This is a genomic window from Bordetella genomosp. 9 (assembly GCF_002119725.1).
In the GTDB taxonomy this organism is placed as follows: domain Bacteria; phylum Pseudomonadota; class Gammaproteobacteria; order Burkholderiales; family Burkholderiaceae_B; genus Bordetella_C.
The window spans coordinates 3,219,940-3,234,700 of sequence record NZ_CP021109.1 but is presented as its reverse complement, the minus strand read 5'-3'; the positions used below and the strand labels follow the sequence as shown (position 1 = coordinate 3,234,700).

General features: G+C 62.4%; 13 protein-coding genes and 1 pseudogene. 6 read left to right on the top strand and 8 right to left on the bottom strand.

What is annotated here, in order from left to right:
- Positions 1–32 precede the first annotated feature (32 nt).
- Genes CAL13_RS14810 through CAL13_RS14800 form a run of 3 tightly spaced genes read right to left on the bottom strand, consistent with a single transcriptional unit; the run spans position 33 to position 2,316 of the window.
- Complete coding sequence (locus CAL13_RS14810) at positions 33–299, bottom strand: hypothetical protein (protein WP_086058068.1); 267 nt, start codon at positions 297–299, stop codon at positions 33–35.
- A gap of 20 nt (positions 300–319) precedes the next feature.
- Positions 320–778 carry a DNA polymerase III subunit chi gene (locus CAL13_RS14805; protein WP_086072799.1) on the bottom strand — a complete coding sequence of 153 codons (459 nt, stop codon included), beginning with the start codon at positions 776–778 and terminating at the stop codon, positions 320–322.
- Between the two features lie 26 nt (positions 779–804).
- Positions 805–2,316: a leucyl aminopeptidase gene (locus CAL13_RS14800; protein WP_086072798.1), complete on the bottom strand. Its 1,512-nt coding sequence runs from the start codon at positions 2,314–2,316 to the stop codon at positions 805–807.
- 154 nt (positions 2,317–2,470) lie between these two features.
- Between CAL13_RS14800 and lptF the strand changes: the two genes are divergently transcribed.
- Both lptF and CAL13_RS14790 read left to right on the top strand, forming a co-directional pair.
- On the top strand, positions 2,471–3,601 hold the full coding sequence (gene lptF, locus CAL13_RS14795; RefSeq protein ID WP_086073670.1) for an LPS export ABC transporter permease LptF: 1,131 nt from the start codon (positions 2,471–2,473) through the stop codon (positions 3,599–3,601).
- Between the two features lie 287 nt (positions 3,602–3,888).
- Positions 3,889–5,382 carry a CoA-acylating methylmalonate-semialdehyde dehydrogenase gene (locus CAL13_RS14790; protein WP_086072797.1) on the top strand — a complete coding sequence of 498 codons (1,494 nt, stop codon included), beginning with the start codon at positions 3,889–3,891 and terminating at the stop codon, positions 5,380–5,382.
- A 198-nt stretch (positions 5,383–5,580) separates the two neighbouring features.
- On the opposite strand, the gene CAL13_RS14785 is transcribed toward CAL13_RS14790, so the two are convergent.
- On the bottom strand, positions 5,581–6,717 hold the full coding sequence (locus tag CAL13_RS14785; RefSeq protein WP_086073669.1) for a DSD1 family PLP-dependent enzyme: 1,137 nt from the start codon (positions 6,715–6,717) through the stop codon (positions 5,581–5,583).
- 152 nt (positions 6,718–6,869) lie between these two features.
- Positions 6,870–7,544, bottom strand: a complete 675-nt coding sequence (locus CAL13_RS14780) for an HAD family hydrolase (RefSeq protein WP_086072796.1) — start codon at positions 7,542–7,544, stop codon at positions 6,870–6,872.
- A gap of 71 nt (positions 7,545–7,615) precedes the next feature.
- Here CAL13_RS14780 and CAL13_RS14775 point away from each other — a divergent pair, with 71 nt between their 5' ends.
- Complete coding sequence (locus CAL13_RS14775) at positions 7,616–8,539, top strand: LysR family transcriptional regulator (protein ID WP_086072795.1); 924 nt, start codon at positions 7,616–7,618, stop codon at positions 8,537–8,539.
- Here CAL13_RS14775 and CAL13_RS21550 read toward each other — a convergent pair.
- Positions 8,505–8,822, bottom strand: a pseudogene (locus tag CAL13_RS21550) (PIN domain-containing protein); the annotation flags it as partial. The gene CAL13_RS14775 and the pseudogene CAL13_RS21550 sit on opposite strands and share 35 nt — an antisense overlap.
- Positions 8,819–9,073: a type II toxin-antitoxin system Phd/YefM family antitoxin gene (locus tag CAL13_RS14765; RefSeq protein WP_086072794.1), complete on the bottom strand. Its 255-nt coding sequence runs from the start codon at positions 9,071–9,073 to the stop codon at positions 8,819–8,821. The gene CAL13_RS14765 and the pseudogene CAL13_RS21550, both read right to left, overlap by 4 nt.
- Positions 9,074–9,889: 816 nt before the next feature.
- Between CAL13_RS14765 and CAL13_RS21665 the strand changes: the two genes are divergently transcribed.
- The 3 genes from CAL13_RS21665 to CAL13_RS14750 all read left to right on the top strand — a co-directional run bounded on the left by CAL13_RS21665 (position 9,890) and on the right by CAL13_RS14750 (position 14,261).
- Positions 9,890–10,759: a transposase gene (locus CAL13_RS21665; protein ID WP_086072793.1), complete on the top strand. Its 870-nt coding sequence runs from the start codon at positions 9,890–9,892 to the stop codon at positions 10,757–10,759.
- Between the two features lie 116 nt (positions 10,760–10,875).
- On the top strand, positions 10,876–12,585 hold the full coding sequence (locus tag CAL13_RS14755) for an AIPR family protein (RefSeq protein WP_086072792.1): 1,710 nt from the start codon (positions 10,876–10,878) through the stop codon (positions 12,583–12,585).
- Positions 12,586–13,316: 731 nt separating this feature from the next.
- On the top strand, positions 13,317–14,261 hold the full coding sequence (locus CAL13_RS14750; RefSeq protein WP_086072791.1) for a CysB family HTH-type transcriptional regulator: 945 nt from the start codon (positions 13,317–13,319) through the stop codon (positions 14,259–14,261).
- A 20-nt stretch (positions 14,262–14,281) separates the two neighbouring features.
- On the opposite strand, the gene CAL13_RS14745 is transcribed toward CAL13_RS14750, so the two are convergent.
- The gene (locus tag CAL13_RS14745) at positions 14,282–14,599 is read right to left on the bottom strand and encodes a DUF2325 domain-containing protein (RefSeq protein ID WP_086059499.1); all 318 of its coding nucleotides are present in this window, start codon (positions 14,597–14,599) and stop codon (positions 14,282–14,284) included.
- Positions 14,600–14,761: the final 162 nt, after the last annotated feature.

Sequence of the window (14,761 nt, the reverse complement as noted above, 5' to 3'; positions counted from 1 at the left end):
AAAGCAGATTCGCAGGTTTTTGACGTCGGGGGTCACCCCGGCCGGAGCCGGTTGACGACACGTTCCACCAAGGCTGGAAGCTCGGCTTCCAGCGATGCCCGGACGTGCGTCATGGCCTGGTCCAGCGCCTGTTGGACAGTGTGCTCCAGTTCTGCCTGCAGCGCGGCCCGCAACACCGGATCGGGCGGCAAGGGCGCGGCCGGACGCGACACCACGTCGGTCAGGACTGGCGGTTCGTTGATCGCATCCAGCTTGTGCGTCAACGTGGGAATGGCGGGATCGTTATCGCGATAGTCCATGGTTGCTCCTGAGCCGCGGCTCAAGCGTCCGCCGCCTTGGCGCCTACAGCGTGGCTGTGGGGCGATTCCCCGTCGGCCTGATAGGCCCGCCAGCGCTGGCGGGCGGCCGGCCGGTCGTCGCCCTCGGCGGAGACGATTTCCAGTATGCGCGCGAATGCCCGGTAATTGGGCGGGCAGGCATCGTCCAGGTTCAGCAGCCAGGGCGCGGGCCGATCCGGGGACGGCGCCGTCGCCAGCGGGCCGGGATCGGCAGCCGTCAGCACCACCGGGGTGTCGGCCGCCAGCGGATCGGTGGCCAGGACGTGAGGCACGAAGGAGATATCGTCGAAGGCCCACAACAGCCGGTCGAAGGCATTGAGCCGGACGGCGTCGGCGCAATAGACCACCAGGGGCTGGCCCGCCAGGTATTGCTTGCGCGCCACCTGGCAGGCCATGCGCAGGCGGTCCGGCGCGCCGAAGGCGAAGTCGATACGAGCCATCTTGCCTGCCGTTGCGTTGTGCCGGATCAGAGCTGATTGAGCAGGAACTGCATCAACAGCGGTACGGGGCGTCCCGTAGACCCCTTTTCCTTGCCGCCGCGCCATGCCGTGCCGGCGATGTCCAGGTGCGCCCAGCGGTACGCCTTGGCAAAGCGCGACAGGAAGCATGCAGCCGTGACGGCGCCGGCCGGCGGGCCGCCAATGTTGGCGACGTCTGCGAAATTGGATTTCAACTGCTCCTGGTAGGCGTCGTCCAGCGGCATGCGCCACGCGGTGTCCAGCGACTCGCGGCCCGCCCGCAGCAGGGCGTCGGCGAGCGCGTCGTCCTTGGCGAACAGGCCGGTGTTGACGTTGCCCAGCGCGACCACGCACGCGCCGGTCAGCGTGGCGATATCGACCACGGCGGACGGCTTGAAGCGTTCCGCGTAGGTAAGGGCGTCGCACAGGATCAGCCGGCCTTCGGCATCGGTGTTCAGGATTTCGATGGTCTGGCCGGACATGCTGGTCACGACGTCGCCTGGCTTGTTGGCCTTGCCGCTGGGCATGTTCTCGCAGGTAGGGATCAAGCCGACCACGTCGATGGGAAGCTCCAGTTCCGCCAGGGCCCGGAAGGTGCCCAGCACGCTGGCCGCGCCGCACATGTCGAACTTCATCTCGTCCATGGTCGCGGCCGGCTTGATGGAGATGCCCCCCGAATCGAAGGTGATGCCCTTGCCCACCAGCACGATCGGACCGCTGCTGTCCTTGACGGACTTGCGCGTTCCCGCCGGCTTGCCGGCGTGGCGCAGCACGATGAAGCGGGGCGGCTCGTCCGAGCCGCGGGCGACGGACAGGAAAGCGCCCATGCCCAGCGCTTCGATCTGCTTGCGGTCCATGACTTCGACCTTCAGCGACTTGAAGGTGCGCGCCAGTTTCTTCGCGGTCTCGCCGAGATAGGTGGGCGTGCAAAGGTTGCCGGGCATGTTGCCGAGCGTCTTGGCCAGTTCCATGCCGTTGGCGATGGCATTGCCTTCGCGCAGCCCGGCCTGGGCCTGAGTGGCGTCGCTGCGGTCGATGCAATGCACGATCTTGCGCAGCTTGGGACGCGCGTCGCGGTCCGGTTTGCCGAAGCTCTCGTCGTAGTAATACACGGCGTTGCCGGCGGCGATGGCAGCCAGGCGGGCACGGGTGCGGATTTCCGTGCCCTCCAGGGGCACCGCAAGCAGGGCGGAGGCGCCTTCCGTCAATTGGGCGCCGGCGCAGTAGGCGGCGAAAGCCTGTTCCGCCGCGGCGTAGGCGCGCGCCGAGTATTCCTCTTGTTTGCCAAGGCCGACCAGCACCACACGCTGCGCGGTCACGCCCGGCAGCGCACGCAGCACCAGCGTGGCGCCCTGGCGGCCGCGGAACTCGGTTTTGACGACGGTACGCAATGCGCCATTGCTGGCCCGGTCGATGATGTCCGCGGCCGGCGTCAGCACGCCTTCGGAAAATACGCCGACCGCCAATGCGGCGGTCTTGACCTGGTGCAGGGAGGCGGTGCTGTGTGTGCTAAATTCCATTGGCATTGAAGGCGTTCCCGTATGCGTCGTAAGTGCGTCGATGGGTTTTTGTCGATGCGCGGCCCGTCGTCGGCAGGATGTCCGGCGTCCGGACAGTGATCACGGCCGATGGCTGCCGTCGATGAACGTGGCCGATTATCCCGCATATTTTTACATGTCTCTATTCAAACGCTCCGTCGTCAGCGAGATCACGAGTCACGCCGGCGTTGTCTTTTCCACGCTGGTGGTGGTCTGGCTCAGTGTGCTGCTGGTGCGGCTGCTTGGCGAAGCGGCCGGCGGCACGATCGGTCCCGACGTGGTTCTGGGTCTCGCCGCGTTCTCCACTATCACGGCATTGCCCACCATTCTCACCGTGGCGTTGTTCATCGCGGTGCTGACCACGGTCACGCGCAATTACCGCGAATCCGAAATGGTGGTGTGGTTTGCCAGCGGCCTGTCGCTGGCCGATTGGCTCCGGCCGGTGTTGCGCGTGGCCGTGCCGGTCGCCATTATGGTGGCCGTGCTGACGCTGGTCGCGTCGCCGTGGGCGTACCGGCAGATCGGCGAATACCGCCAGCGCTTCGAGCAGCGCTCCGATCTGTCCAAAGTCACCGCGGGCCAATTCGGCGAATCGCAGGATGGCGCACGCGTCTTCTTCGCCGAGGAGCCGACCTCGCCGGGCGACGAGCTGGGCCACGTTTTCGTGCGCGTCATCGACCCGGAATGGCTGAGCGTCCTGACCGCCGCCAGCGCGCGTACCGAAACCATGCCCAATGGCGACCGCTTCCTGGTCCTGAACGCCGGTCACCGCTACGACTTGAAACCCGGCACTGCCGAATTCCGCATGGTCAATTTCGGCCATTACGGCGTGCGCCTGGAAAGCAAGTCCACCGCCGATCCCGCCGCCGAGGCCCGCGCCGCGGCAGAGCGTTCCAGCAAGGCGCGCAGCACCTTTCAGCTGATGGCCGACAACACCCAAAGCGCCTGGTCGCAGGTGATGTGGCGGATCGCGCTGCCGCTGGCGGCGCTGAACCTGGCCATCATGGCCATCCCGTTGGGGGCGGTGAATCCTCGCCTGGGGCGCTCGGGAGACCTGTTGATCGCCGGCCTGGTCGCCATGCTTTACATGAACCTCATCAACCTGTTCAGGGCCTGGATCAGCGACGGCCGCGTGCCCTTCGGCATCGGCTGGTGGCTGATCCACGCCATCGTGCTGGCGTTCGCCGCCTACCTCTTCATGCGCCGCCTGCGCGTAAAAGCCCCGCGCAACAACCCCGGCAACCCCCCCGCCAAGGCCTCGGCCTGACCCCGCGAGGGGGAAGCGCGCTAGCGCTTCGGGGGTGAGCCTATCCTCCCGGCTTACCCATGAAAACGTGTGCCGACGACCGGGGACGCCGCGGATCCGGCTCCGCCGGTCCGCCAGCGTCGCCCCCTTGAGGGGGAGGCGCGAAGCGCCTCGGGGGTGGACCAACCCCTCCCCGGCTCTATTGCCGTGCGCCATGCTCACCTCTACACTGGCTCGATGACGCACGGAGCCGAGCCGCACCCCGGCCGGACCTCCGCGCCGCGATTCCCACAAGGAAGGAGGAGACCATGAAAGAGATCCCGCGCATCCCGCTGCTGATCGGCGGCGAACGCGTGTCGTCGCAAACGACTCAATGGCGCGATGTCGTCAACCCCGCGACGCAGGAAGTCGTGGCCCAGGTGCCTTACGCCACCCGGGAAGAACTGGACCGCGCGGTGGCCAACGCCAAGGAGGCGTTTCAGAGCTGGCGCAACAGCGGGCAGGCCACTCGCATGCGCGTCATGCTGAAGCTGCAGCAGTTGATGCGCGAGAACACCGGCAAGCTTGCCGAAATGATCACCCGCGAACACGGCAAGACGCTTCCGGACGCCGAAGGCGAAGTCGGGCGGGGGCTGGAAGTCGTGGAGCACGCCTGCGCCATCGCGAGTCTGCAGCTGGGGGAATACGCGGAAAACGCGGCCTCGGGCATCGATGTCTATACGTTGATCCAACCCTTGGGCGTATGCGCCGGCATCACGGCGTTCAACTTCCCCGTCATGCTGCCGTGCTTCATGTTCCCCATTGCGGTGGCGTGCGGCAACACCTTCATCCTGAAGCCGTCCGAGCAGGACCCGTCCTCGGCCTTCTTCCTGGCGGAACTCGCGCTGCAGGCCGGCTTGCCGCCCGGCGTGCTTAACGTCGTCCATGGCGGGGCGGAAACCGCCAACGCGTTGTGCGAACACCCCGATATCAAGGCGGTGTCGTTCATCGGGTCGACGCGGGTCGGTACCGAGATTTATCGCCGCGCCTCGCAAGCGGGCAAGCGTTGCCAGGCGATGATGGGCGCGAAGAACCATTGCGTGATCCTGCCCGACGCGGATCCCGAAGTCGCCCTGAACCAACTGCTCGGGGCGGCTTTCGGGGCCGCCGGGCAGCGCTGCATGGCGACGTCCGTGGCCGTCCTGGTCGGCAAGGCGCAGGAATGGTTGCCTGAGTTCGTGGCCCGTGCCAAGAAACTCAAGGTCAATGCCGGCACCGATCGCGAAGCGGATCTGGGCCCCTTGGTGTCGACCGCCGCGAAGGAGCGGGTCGAGAGCTTGATCCAGCACGGCGTGGAAGAGGGCGCCGAACTGCTGCTTGACGGCCGGGGTATTCGGGTGGCCGGCTTCGAGAACGGCAATTTCGTCGGGCCCACCGTATTCGCCGGTGTGCGGGGCAATATGAAGATCTACACGGAAGAGATCTTCGGCCCGGTGCTGTGCGTGGTCGGCGTGGATACCCTGGAAGACGCCGTGGCGTTCATCAACGCCAATCCCAACGGCAACGGCGTGGCGCTGTTCACCCAGGATGGCGGGGCGGCGCGCTATTTCCAGAACAACATCGACGTGGGCCAGGTGGGCATCAACATTCCCATCCCGGTTCCGGTGGCGTGGTTCAGCTTCACCGGCTCGCGCGGGTCCAAGCTGGGCGATCTGGGGCCGAACGGCAAGCAGGCGGTGCAGTTCTGGACGCAGACCAAGACGGTTACCGCGCGCTGGGCGGCGCACGGCAGAACGGTGAATACCACCATCACGATGCGTTGAACGCATGAGCTTGAGCGGGCCACCGGCCCGCTGCCGCGCGGCTATATAAACCGCGCGGCCATCGCCTGCGGCGCCGAGGCGTCAAAGCGCCGCGACCGCTTCAACCTCTGCCTTCAGGCCGAAGCGGCCACGACGGCATGGCTGTAGTGTCCGCCTGGCGCGGCAAGGCCTTCGACGGGGACCGGCAGCACGGCAGGTTCACCAGCCATGGAAGCGGCCCCATTCCTGCAGGGTTCCATCGGCCTGCAGCGCCAGGTAATGCTCGAACTGCGCGCCCGTGGCGCAGGCGTGGTTGGGCAGGATGCGAAGGCGCGTTCCGATGGGCAAGCGCGCCACGATATCGCCGCCCATGTCTGCTTCGCATACGATGATGCCGTGCTCCTGGTTGGCGCTGCCCAGCAGGCAGCCGGCCATGGGCGTGCCGTCTATCGTGCAGACCTGTCCGTACTTGTAGTCCCGTTGCTGCTTGGAAGTGCCGACGTCCCGGCTCATGGCCATCCAGCCGGCATCCACGATGGCCCAGCCTTTCTCGCGCTGATGGCCGATCACCGTGGTAAGGACGCTCAAGGCAATGTCGTCCAGGCCGCACACGCCCACGTTGTGCATGACCAGGTCGAAGAACACATAGACGCCGGCGCGCACTTCGGTAACGCCGCGCAGGTCAGCCGCGCTGAGCGCCGTCGGCGTGGATCCCACGCTGACCACCGGGCAGGGAAACCCGGCGGCGCGCAGGCGCTCCGCAGCTTTCACGCATTCCGCGCGTTCCTGTTCCGCCAGGGCCCGCAGCGCATCCGGCGTGTTCAATTCATAGCTGGACCCGGCATGCGTCATGACGCCCCGCAGAGACATGCCGCCTTCGTGCAGCACCGTGGCCACCTGGAGCAGCTCGTCGCCGTGCGGATCCAGGCCGGAGCGATGGCCGTCGGTGTCGACTTCGATAAGCACCGGAAAGCGCTCGTCGTGATTGCGCCCGAATTCGGCGATTTCGAGTGCCGATGCCACGCTGTCGGTGACGATGGTCAGCGCGCATCCGCGACGGCGCAGCGCCAGCGCTTGCGGCAGCCGATGGGCCGCCATCCCGACCGCGTAAAGGATGTCGGTGATTCCGTTCGCGAAGAAGCGATCCGCTTCTTTCAGAGTGGACACGGTGATGCCCTGGGCGCCCGCGTTCAGTTGCGCCCGCACGACCTGCTCGCACTTGCTGGTTTTCACATGAGGGCGAAAGGCGACCCCCAGATCGTTCATGCGGCCCTGCATGCGCGCGATGTTCCTCATCATGCGGGGCAGGTCGATCACGGCGGCGGGCGTATCGATGGTGTACAGCGAGGTTGTCATGGTGTGTTGGTGCAGCATAAGTAGTGTCGTTGCGCGTCCAGCGTTTGCCTTTGCGTAGCCACCCGCGTCAGTCCAGCGTTCCGACCTTGGTTTTCAGCCGGGGCACATCGTCGCGCAGGCCGCGACAGCGGGCAGGCATCGTGGAGCCCCGTTTATCGTGGCGCCGGCGCGCCGGCGTTGAAGGATTGCAGCCAGGGCAGGGCGGGTTGCAGGGTCGCCGCCTGCACTTCCGGCGCGGCGGCGCCGGCCGGCAGCGCCAAGCCGACGCGGTTGTGCCAGAAGGTGCGCAAGCCCACCGCCGCCGTGCCGAACATGTCGTAGCCCGATCCCGCGACGAAGGCCGCGTCGCGCGCATCGACCCCCAGGCGTTCGAGCGCCATCCGGTAGGGCCGAGGATCGGGCTTGTAGTAGCCGGCTTCCTCGGACGTGACCACGACATCCCAGGGTATGCCCATCAGCGCAGCAGCGCGCATCCCCAGCCGCCTGGAGCAGTTGGTCACCACGGCCAGCTTGCAATGCGAACGCAGCGCCCCCAGCAGTTCACGGGCGCCGTCCCAGGGCGGCAACTGATCCCAGTGGTCCTCCAGCGCCATCGGTGCGGAGTCGGGGAGACCGGTATCCCGGGCGGCCTTGCGCACGAGGTCTTCATAAGGCTGGTAAGCGCCGCAGCCGTACGTCAATTGAAGATAGCGGGCGCGCCAGGCGCGGCCTTTTTCCTCCGAGGCGGCCGCGGCGTTCCACACGGTCCAGGAGTCCAGCAATGCGGTCAACAGATCGAACAAGACCGCGCGCGGGTAGACGGAGGCAGAAGTGGATGTCGGTTCCATGACCTGCACTCTACCGGCCCAAGACCATGCCGTGTTTTAATGGACTGACAACATTCGTTAAGCGCAATTTAATGGTCCAGATCGAAGACCTGCAGCTCGCCGCGACCTTGCTGCGCGAGGAATCGCTCAGCGCGGCGGCGCGTGCGCTCGATGTGACGCCGTCCGCGCTCTCGATCCGGCTGCGTAAACTCGAAGCCCGCCTGGGCCTGTCACTGGCGACCCGCACGGCCCGGCGGCTGAGCCTGACGGCGGAGGGCGAACGCTTCGCGCGCGACGCGACAGCGCTGCTGGGCCAGCTCGATAGCCTGTGCGAGTCCCTGCAGGCCGACGCGCGGCAGCTCACCGGCCTGCTGCGCATTTCGGCGCCTTTCGGCTATGGCCGGCGCCACGTCTCACCCCTGGTGGCCGAATTCGCGCGCGCCCATCCCGGCCTGCGCGTGCAGTTGGATCTCTACGAAACGCCGTGGCCGGACAGGCATGACGCGGATGCCATTATCCATATCGGCGCCGTGCGCGATTCCTCGTGGATCGCGCGCACCCTGGCATCCAACGAGCGCTGGCTATGCGCCAGCCCGATGTACCTGCACGCGCATGGCGTTCCCCGCACGCCGCGCGACGTGGCGAAGCACAGCTGCATCTGCATCCGCGAGAACAACGAAGACGTAACCTTGTGGCGCGTCCGCCGGCGCAGCCGCTCGTCCGGCAGGGCAAGCGGCCCGCCGGAAACCGTGCGCATCACGCCCGCTTACTCCACGAACGATGGCGCAGTCGCGCGGCAATGGGCCGAGGAAGGCTTGGGCTTGGTGCTGCGCTCCGAATGGGACGCGGCGGAGGCCGTCGCACAAGGAAAGCTGGTGCGTGTGATGGCAGATTGGCAGTTCGACAACGCGCCCATCACGCTGCTGGTTCCCACGCGCAATGGCCGCACCGGCCGGGTTCAGGCGCTGATCGAGTTCCTCGAGCGCCGCGTGGGGCAGCACGGCGCCGCCGCCTGAGCGGGCCGCACCGCTGCGCTACAGCGGTATCGATAGGCAACGTCCGTCCGGAGAACTCGGGCAGTACGTGCTGCTCCAGCCACGCGCGCAGCAAGGCCCCCTGGGCAGCATCCTTGCGTTCAATCGACAGAACGCCAAGCTCCAGCTCCATGATGGTGATGGGCGATACGAAAAGGTCGGCGGCATCGACGCTTTCCGTCCATGCCGCCACATTCGCGTCGGCCTTGCCAAACCGTACCTTGCGCAGTTCCGACAGTACGTTCGTATCGAGCACGTACATCATGAGAGATCAGCCGACCGCGTTCCAACCGTCACGCGCGGCGGCTCGAACTCGATTTCTGCAACGTCCGGCATCGCCAGCGCGTCGGCAATGTTGCGCCGCTGTTTCGTTAGCCTTTGATAGTCTTCGAAGCTCAATAGCACATGCGCAGGCTTGCCGCGCTCCGTGATGAAAACCGGACCGCTCTTGGCGGCCTTCTTTGCTCGCGTCACGTCCTGGTTCAACTCCCGGCTGGATAAGGTCGTGATAGTCATGGGCGCCTCCGGCACTGTTTAATGTGGGTGTGTTACTGCATACAGCAGGCGGAAGGCAAGCGGCACTTCTGTGGTCTGACAACCAAAACGTTACCTGACACGAGTGGCGCTAGATTGGGCCTCAGCAAACGGTGACAAAGAAGTTTTAACTGAGAGAGGGCCCACTGGCTCCTGTGTTGCCAGAAAGAATTTGCCTGGCGTATTGCAAAAAAACTAACTGATCGGTAGCCCCGGCATGCATGCTGCCCACTAGAGAGCGTGCAAGGGATATTGCCCTGTCTTGCTGCTTGGCGGCCCTGACTGGGCCGGAACGGGACTCCAGCACGGGGAGCGAGCCCTGGGGTCTAATGAGATGTGCAAGTGTGAGGGCCCACAATGTGAGCCGCAGGCCGCTAGTTGGTGCGGCAGTGGGGCGATGCTGCCAGGTGGCGCCTTCGACGCTGCGAGAAGCCGTTATGTAGGCATTGTCGGGGTTTGGGACAACGAACGTCGTTGGACCGCTATTCTGGTGTCGATGTTCACCTAACTTGGGGTTCCGCGGCCATACGAATCCACGAAGTAGAAAAAGCGCGACAACCAATTTGGAGCTGCGAGCGTATCCGTCGGCGTCTTCTGTCGGTCAAAAGCCGTCGCCTAAAGAAGGCCCCATAGAGCAGGCGTCGCGTCGCTCCGTATGATTGATAAGGAGGCTGGTATCGGATAATCTCCATGTCATTCAAAATCTTACCGGTGATCCAATGGTGTCCGTTTCATTAGCAATGGCCCGGGCGTTTTTGCTCGTGAGTAACAGCTTGGCCTCATGGAGAGGATCGCGCGATGCGGCTATCTAAGTCCCTGTGTGCCGTAGTTGGCGACGTACTCGCGAGCACAGGGTCGCACGCCACGCTTGACGAACTTTTTATTTCGGCAGGCGCACCGGGGGAGCCGCCAGGACTGTCACACGGGTCGAAATGGAAGACATGGTTGTTTAGATGCGGCGAAGACCCCAACGTAGACGGCATTGCTGTACTTGGAAATTTGCTGGAGGAGTTTATGGACTTGGCGCCAGCAGATCCCCAAAAATTGCCAGAGTGGCGCGCAAAGCGTGCAAGAGTTGAAGCGATCCTTGAACAAAACGGGCTGCGATACTTTCGCTTCGGAAGAGTCCTTCCACAAGGCGAGCGGCCAGACGAAGAACCAAGCCCCGAGCGAGCAAGGTGTATATCGCAGCCAAGTAGGCCTGAAAAAGTAGAACAGTTGCTCGAGGTGGTCGTTCGCGGCCTACGTAGGGCAATGCACCCATTAACCCACCGTCGCAAAGGTTCTCAGTCGTTGTATTTCCGGAACGAATACGACGTGCAGGACCTCTTGCACGCTCTCCTTCGTCCTTGGATCAACGACATTAGACCCGAGGAGTTCACCCCAAGTTATGCCGGGTCGAGCACTCGGATGGACTTCCTCTTGCCAGCGCATGAGTTGGTGATCGAAACCAAGATCGTTCGCGACCGCGCCCACGCGAAACGAATCGGTGATGAGTTGATCATCGACATCGAACACTACCGAATACACCCACACTGCAAGACGCTCTGGTGCGTCGTCTATGACCCAGACAATCTAATTACGAACTCGCCAGGCATGAAAAACGACTTGGATGGTGAGCGGAAGTCAAAAGACGGTGAGATTCTGGTGAGAACTTTCATTCTCTAGCTTCACGACGTACAACGCATCAATCGAGGGGACCTCCCGCGAAAAGCCGCGCGAGATTGTTCATTTCAGACGCTGTTGGGCGTCAATCACCACACCTTGCCTACCCCTTTCCAACTATGAGCATCATCCTTTCGAACCGCGTAAAAAACCACATTGAATCGATTGTCAGGGAGCATCTGTATCTTGCTGACGCAAAGTCAGACGAATCAAAGCTGCTCTCTAGAGGCATTGCTGCAATCTGCCTTGCAGGACTTGCCGGAGTTCCATATGCTCAGGTAGCGAAGTACATCGTAGATGGCACGCGCGACAACGGAATCGATGGTGTTTTGTACGACGGCCCTCGCAATAAGCTCTACATCGTTCAAGCCAAGTGGTCCACCAAAGGTACCAGTACGATTGACACGGGTGACCTTCGCAAATTCATTGCAGGCGTCTATGACCTATTGAATGAGGACTGGAAAAAATTCAATCAGCGGGTCCAAGCCATCGCCGACGAGATCTCAAAGGCCATTCGGAACGACCCAGAAATCGTGATGGTTGCTGCGTATAACAGCGACAACTCTATAAGCACCGAGTGCCAAGCAATCGTCAAAGAATTTCTCGACGAAAACAACTCCGAGTCACAGGAAGTTGTCACATTTCGACCTTTCGATTTGAAACGGCTTTTGCGCACAATAAAGACCGTCAAATCGGGCGCGAAATCGGATGTAGAACTAAACCTCCTTCAATGGGGCGAGCAAAAGGAGCCTTACTATGCCATCTACGGCAAGGTTTCATGTGCTGATGTTGCTGAGTGGTATTTGGGTCACGAGGATCTTCTGTTCTCCGAGAATATCCGTAACACCCTGTCCGAGAGCGACATCAATGTCCAGATTGAATCGGCATTGCTTACCAACCCGGCAGAATTTTGGTATTTGAACAACGGCATCACAGCCATTGCAGATGAAGTGATTCGCAAGCCAATCAGTCTTGGGGACCAGAAGGAAAGCGCGTACTGGAAAGTGGGCAACCTGAAGATTGTGAATGGCGCGCAAACCACTGGTTCAATCGCTAAGGCCTACTCAAAAAATCCGAAAGCCGTGAGACACGCCTACGTTCAAGTCAAGGTAATCTCGCTCGAACATGCGCCGATTGACATCGCGAACCGCATAACAACAGCCACAAACACTCAGAATCGCGTCGAGGCCAAAGACTTCTTGGCACTCGATTCAAGACAGGACGGTATAGCCGAGTCGTTGAAAAAGCTCGGAATCCAGTACTGCTATCGCAGAGGTGAGCGAGTCGCAGATCCGACGCGTGGCCTAGAAGTCCAAGAGCTCGCAATGGCATTGGCCATCTCTAGCGGCAGTATGGCGAGCGTAACCATCGCAAAGCGAAATGCAGGCTCCTTAACTGATCCAAATGCCTACTACCAGAAGCTGTTTGACAAACCCATAGAAGGCAGAGCGGCCTGGGAGTTGGTGCAGAAGTGGCGTGCCGCCTCTGCTGCTGTTTCAAGCTTTGCAGCAACCCTCGAAGGGCGCGATGCACAACTGGCAGTGCACGGCAATCGGTTCATCGAACATGTGCTGCTCACTACAAAAGGCCCATTCACTGCGGCACGTGTCGCCAAGATCCATGCGACCCTTAAAGTACTAGTCGAAGAGATTCATGGAAGCGATTGCTATCTTGCTGTTTTGTTCAAGAACACGAAGAAGTGTGAGGCCCTTCACGCACGTCTCTCTACTAGTCTGAGTCAGACGGAGCCGGTGAGGCGACGCCCAACCCGTCATCCCAACGGACCTGCCCGAAAAGCCCCGGACTTGGTTGAGTTCAAACGTCCTTGAGCGTCCATTTCCTAAGGCCAACAATGACTGTTGCGGGTCGAAATCTGCCGGTCGTTGTCTCCCGTGGCCGCCTTAGCGTGTCCATTGGCCTGCCTTGTTTCGGCAGGGCGCCGCCCCTAGCGAGCGACTTCTATCCGACGTATCTCGCAGGCCAAGCTATTCAAGACTCTTATATCGGGTCTCCTGCCTCATCTTGGCCAAACGTTCCTGGGCTTCTTCTGCGGCCTGCATTTTGGTTTTAATACGCGGAGCAGCCTCGGTCACTAGGCTCCAGGGCGCTCTTCCTCTAGGCTTGCGGCAGACGCTGCAACCTGGAAGACATGGTTCGCTTCCCAAACCGTATCTATGGGGTCGCCAGTCCAGCCCAATTTGGTCATGATGCAGTTCAACTCCGCTGGAGATGAACTCCGATCCTTCTGCATAACGCCGGCGCGGATCTTCCGAAGTAGCGTTTGTATCCAAGTTGGGAAACTTCCGGTTTTTCCGGCCACGGTAGGCCGCGAGCTGGATCTTTGCGACCGGATGCGGCTGCCGCGCCAGCCGGCCCTGGCGAACTGGCAACCCCGGTGAAGATTCTTTGTCAGGGAAAAATCGGTTGTCGTAGGTGCGTCTTAACTTCAGACCGCACTCCGCTACGCCGCCCCACGGCCGGGCAGAAGCATAGACGAAAAAGTAATTTAAGTATGTTTCTTTATTACTTATAATTGGGTCCCGCACCAAGGACCCACTTCATGAATCTTCAACAGTTCCGCTTCGTCCGCGAAACCATACGCCGGGATTTCAACCTGACGGAAGCTGCACGGATGCTGTACACCTCGCAGCCCGGGGTGTCCAAGGCCATCATCGAGTTCGAGGACGAGCTCGGGGTGAAGATTTTCGAGCGGCACGGCAAGCGCATCAAAGGGCTGACCAAGCCGGGACTGGCGGTATCGCAGGTGATCGACCGCATCATGCGCGAGGTCGACAACCTGAAGAAGGTCAGCGACGAGTTCGCCCGCCGCGACGAAGGGGGATTGATCATCGCCTGCACGCACACGCAGGCGCGTTACCTGTTGCCCAGGGTCATCCCGGCATTCCGGCGCCAGTTTCCCAAGGTGCACCTGTCGCTGGCGGAAGGCAGTCCCGCCCAGCTGGCGGAAATGGTGTTGCACGAGCAGGCCGATCTGGCCATCGCCACCGAGTCCCTGGCCTTGACGCCAGGGTTGGCGACGCTGCCTTGCTACACCTGGGAGCACACCGTCGTGGTGCGGCCGGACCATCCGCTGGCGGAACTGACCTCCAGCGAGGCGAAGCGCCTGACACTTGCCCAATTGGCGGCGTACCCCATCGTGACCTATGACCGCGCGTTCACCGGCCGCACCACCATAGACGAGGTGTTCGCCTCGCAAAACGTGCATCCGGACATCGTGCTGGAGGCCATCGACGCGGACGTGATCAAGACGTATGTCGACGTGGGGCTGGGCATCGGCATCATCGCCGGGGTGGCATACGACCCGCGGCGCGACAGCGGTCTCGTCGGTCTGCCGGTGGGGCACTTGTTCGGTACGCATACGACGCGCGTCGGCATCAAGGCCGGCGTCTTCCTGCGCGACTACGTCTACACCTTCATTGAAATGCTGGCGCCGGCGTTGACCCGCCAGGTCGTGGCGGAAGCGGTGCAGGGAACGCAGGAGTAGAGCCCCCAGGCGGGGCGGCTTCACGCCGTCCCGCGTCCACACAGACCGCATTGCGCCAGCGCCTGCTGCATGCTGCAAACGGAACGCCGGCAGGCGACCACGCGTATGCCCGATCGCTGCGCCGACTGGCGGAACGTCTTCATGACGTTGTGGCCCAGGAAATCCGTCAGAAGAATCACCAGCTGCGTGCCGGTCGGCAACTGCAGACCCCGCTTCTGGTGCGAGGGATCGCGGCCGCTGATGTGATGCGTGATCGCGATATTGTGTCCTTTGAGCAGATCCGGAATATTCCCCAGCCGGTCCGCTCCAACTACCACTGCGCTCAGTGCCGTCGCCATGACATACCTCATTGCGTCGTTGATCGTGGTGTTGATGATAATGATTCTTGTTTTGCGCGGCAAGTAAATGAGATGAATTCTCATTTAATTTCACTATCGAGGCTCAGGCGGGTATAGCCGAAGGGGCGAGCCGCCGCCCCAAGACGAAAAAAAACAGCGCCG

What these genes read in the sequence shown, in the direction of transcription:
- CAL13_RS14810 (WP_086058068.1), bottom strand. Translation starts at nt 299, where the DNA reads ATGGACTATCGCGATAACGATCCCGCCATTCCCACGTTGACGCACAAG.
- CAL13_RS14805 (WP_086072799.1), bottom strand. Translation starts at nt 778, where the DNA reads ATGGCTCGTATCGACTTCGCCTTCGGCGCGCCGGACCGCCTGCGCATG.
- CAL13_RS14800 (WP_086072798.1), bottom strand. Translation starts at nt 2,316, where the DNA reads ATGGAATTTAGCACACACAGCACCGCCTCCCTGCACCAGGTCAAGACC.
- lptF (WP_086073670.1), top strand. Translation starts at nt 2,471, where the DNA reads ATGTCTCTATTCAAACGCTCCGTCGTCAGCGAGATCACGAGTCACGCC.
- CAL13_RS14790 (WP_086072797.1), top strand. Translation starts at nt 3,889, where the DNA reads ATGAAAGAGATCCCGCGCATCCCGCTGCTGATCGGCGGCGAACGCGTG.
- CAL13_RS14785 (WP_086073669.1), bottom strand. Translation starts at nt 6,717, where the DNA reads ATGACAACCTCGCTGTACACCATCGATACGCCCGCCGCCGTGATCGAC.
- CAL13_RS14780 (WP_086072796.1), bottom strand. Translation starts at nt 7,544, where the DNA reads ATGGAACCGACATCCACTTCTGCCTCCGTCTACCCGCGCGCGGTCTTG.
- CAL13_RS14775 (WP_086072795.1), top strand. Translation starts at nt 7,616, where the DNA reads ATGGTCCAGATCGAAGACCTGCAGCTCGCCGCGACCTTGCTGCGCGAG.
- CAL13_RS14765 (WP_086072794.1), bottom strand. Translation starts at nt 9,073, where the DNA reads ATGACTATCACGACCTTATCCAGCCGGGAGTTGAACCAGGACGTGACG.
- CAL13_RS21665 (WP_086072793.1), top strand. Translation starts at nt 9,890, where the DNA reads ATGCGGCTATCTAAGTCCCTGTGTGCCGTAGTTGGCGACGTACTCGCG.
- CAL13_RS14755 (WP_086072792.1), top strand. Translation starts at nt 10,876, where the DNA reads ATGAGCATCATCCTTTCGAACCGCGTAAAAAACCACATTGAATCGATT.
- CAL13_RS14750 (WP_086072791.1), top strand. Translation starts at nt 13,317, where the DNA reads ATGAATCTTCAACAGTTCCGCTTCGTCCGCGAAACCATACGCCGGGAT.
- CAL13_RS14745 (WP_086059499.1), bottom strand. Translation starts at nt 14,599, where the DNA reads ATGGCGACGGCACTGAGCGCAGTGGTAGTTGGAGCGGACCGGCTGGGG.